This is a genomic window from Pseudomonas sp. NFX15 (genome assembly GCF_049132105.1).
GTDB lineage: Bacteria > Pseudomonadota > Gammaproteobacteria > Pseudomonadales > Pseudomonadaceae > Aquipseudomonas.
Genome location: NZ_JAFMPV010000054.1, coordinates 1 through 3084, shown reverse-complemented (window position 1 = coordinate 3084; position 3084 = coordinate 1). Strand labels below are relative to the sequence as shown.

General features: G+C 61.8%; 1 protein-coding gene. It reads left to right on the top strand.

Going from position 1 to position 3084, the window contains the following annotated elements; translation table 11 throughout:
* On the top strand, nt 1–3084 hold a 3084-nt coding region (locus J1D76_RS27780; protein WP_421141556.1), incomplete at both ends, for a beta strand repeat-containing protein.

The window sequence follows — 3084 nt, the reverse complement described above, 5'->3', positions numbered from 1 at the left end:
TCAGCGTGACGCCGGTCGATGACAGCTTCACCGATGCCAGTGAAACGGTCTCTACGCTGGAAGACGCTCCAGTGACTGGCAGCGTGTTGACGGGCACCTCGAGCGTCGATGGGCCGGTCAGTGTGGTTAATTTCACGGTGGACGGCACTCAATACCAGGCGGGCAGCACGGCGACCATCGCCAACGTCGGCACCCTGGTCATCGGTACCAACGGCGCCTACACCTTCACGCCAGACGCCAATTACAACGGTGCAGTACCGACCGTGACCTACACCGTGACCGACGGCTCGGGCGCGGACGTTACTTCGACGTTGAATATCAGCGTGACGCCGGTCGATGACAGCTTCACCGACCTCAGTGAAAGTGTGAGCACCGCCGAAGACACCGCCATCAGCGGCAGCGTCCTCGCAGGCACCAGCAGTGTCGACGGTCCGGTCAGTGTGGTTAATTTCACGGTGGACGGCACTCAATACCAGGCCGGCAGCACGGCGACCATCGCCAATGTCGGTACCCTGGTCATCGGCACCAACGGCGCCTACACCTTCACGCCGGACGCCAATTACAACGGTGCAGTACCGACCGTTACCTACACCGTGACCGACGGCTCGGGCAGCGACGTCACCTCGACGCTGAACATCAGCGTCACTCCAGTCGATGACAGCTTCACCGATGCCAGTGAAACGGTCTCTACGCTGGAAGATGCTCCAGTGACTGGCAGCGTGTTGACGGGCACCTCGAGCGTCGATGGCCCGGTCAGTGTGGTCAGTTTCAGCATCGACGGCGTGACTGGCACATTCAACGCTGGCCAGACCGCAACCATTGCCAACGTCGGCACTCTGGTGATCGGTACCGATGGCGCCTACACCTTCACGCCGGACGCCAACTACAACGGCTCCGTGCCGACGATCAGTTATACCGTCACCGACGGCTCGGGCAGCGACGTCACTTCGACGCTGAACATCAGCGTCACCCCGGTTGATGACAGCTTCACCGACCTCAGCGAAAACGTGACCACCGCGGAAGACACCGCCATCAGCGGCAGCGTCCTCACCGGTACCTCGAGCGTCGACGGTCCGGTCAGCGTGGTCAGTTTCAGCATTGATGGTGTGACTGGCTCGTTCACCGCCGGCCAAACAGCGACCATCGCCAACGTCGGTACCCTGGTCATCGGCACCAACGGCGCCTACACCTTCACCCCCGACGCCAACTACAACGGCGCCGTGCCGACCGTGACCTACACCGTCACCGACGGCTCGGGCAGCGACGTCACTTCGACGCTGAACATCAGCGTCACCCCGGTCGACGACAGCTTTATCGATGCCAGTGAAACGGTCTCTACGCTGGAAGACGCTCCGGTGACTGGCAGCGTGTTGACGGGCACCTCGAGCGTCGATGGCCCGGTCAGCGTGGTTAATTTCACAGTGGACGGCACTCAATATCAGGCCGGCAGCACCGCAACCATCGCCAACGTCGGTACCCTGGTCATCGGTACCAACGGCGCCTACACCTTCACGCCAGACGCCAACTACAACGACAGCGTGCCGACCGTAAGCTATACCGTCACCGACGGTTCCGGCGCGGATGTCACTTCGACATTGAACATCAGCGTCACCCCGGTCGACGACAGCTTCACCGATGCCAGTGAAACGATCTCTACGCTGGAAGATGCTCCGGTGACCGGCAGCGTGTTGACGGGCACCTCGAGCGTCGACGGTCCGGTCAGCATGGTCAGTTTCAGCATCGACGGCGTGACTGGCACATTCAACGCTGGCCAGACCGCAACCATCGCCAATGTCGGCACCCTGGTCATCGGCGCCAACGGCGCCTACACCTTCACGCCGGACGCCAATTACAACGGCGCCGTGCCGACCGTGACCTACACCGTCACCGACGGTTCCGGCAGCGACGTCACTTCGACGCTGAACATCAGCGTGACGCCGGTCGATGACAGCTTCACCGATGCCAGTGAAACGATCTCTACGCTGGAAGATGCTCCGGTGACCGGCAGCGTGTTGACGGGCACCTCGAGCGTCGATGGCCCGGTCAGCGTGATTAATTTTACGGTGGATGGCACCCAGTACCAGGCCGGCAGCACCGCCACCATCGCCAATGTCGGTACCCTGGTCATCGGCGCCAATGGTGCGTACACCTTTACCCCCGACGCCAACTACAACGGCTCCGTGCCGACGATCAGTTATACCGTCACCGACGGCTCGGGCAGCGACGTCACTTCGACCCTGAACATCAGCGTGACGCCGGTCGACGATAGCTTCACCGATGCCAGTGAAACGATCTCTACGCTGGAAGACGCTCCGGTGACTGGCAGCGTGTTGACGGGCACCTCGAGCGTCGATGGTCCGGTCAGTGTGGTTAATTTCACGGTGGACGGCACTCAATACCAGGCGGGCAGCACGGCGACCATCGCCAATGTCGGCACCCTGGTCATCGATACCAACGGCGCGTACACCTTCACGCCGGATGCCAACTACAACGGCGCCGTGCCGACCGTCACCTACACCGTCACCGACGGCTCGGGCAGCGACGTCACTTCGACGCTGAACATCAGCGTCACCCCGGTTGATGATAGCTTCACCGACCTCAGTGAAAGTGTGAGCACCGCTGAAGACACCGCCGTGAGCGGCAGCGTCCTCACCGGCACCTCAAGCGTCGACGGTCCGGTCAGCGTGGTCAGTTTCAGCATCGATGGTGTAACTGGCTCCTTCACCGCCGGCCAAACAGCAACCATCGCCAATGTCGGCACCCTGGTCATCGGCACCAACGGCGCCTACACCTTCACGCCGGACGCCAATTACAACGGTGCAGTACCGACCGTGACCTACACCGTCACCGACGGTTCCGGCAGTGACGTCACTTCGACGCTGAACATCAGCGTGACGCCGGTCGATGACAGCTTCACCGATGCCAGTGAAACGGTCTCTACGCTGGAAGACGCTCCAGTGACTGGCAGCGTGTTGACGGGCACCTCGAGCGTCGATGGGCCGGTCAGTGTGGTCAGCTTCAGCATTGACGGTGTAACTGGCTCGTTCACTGCTGGCCAGACCGCAACCATCGCCAACGTCGGCA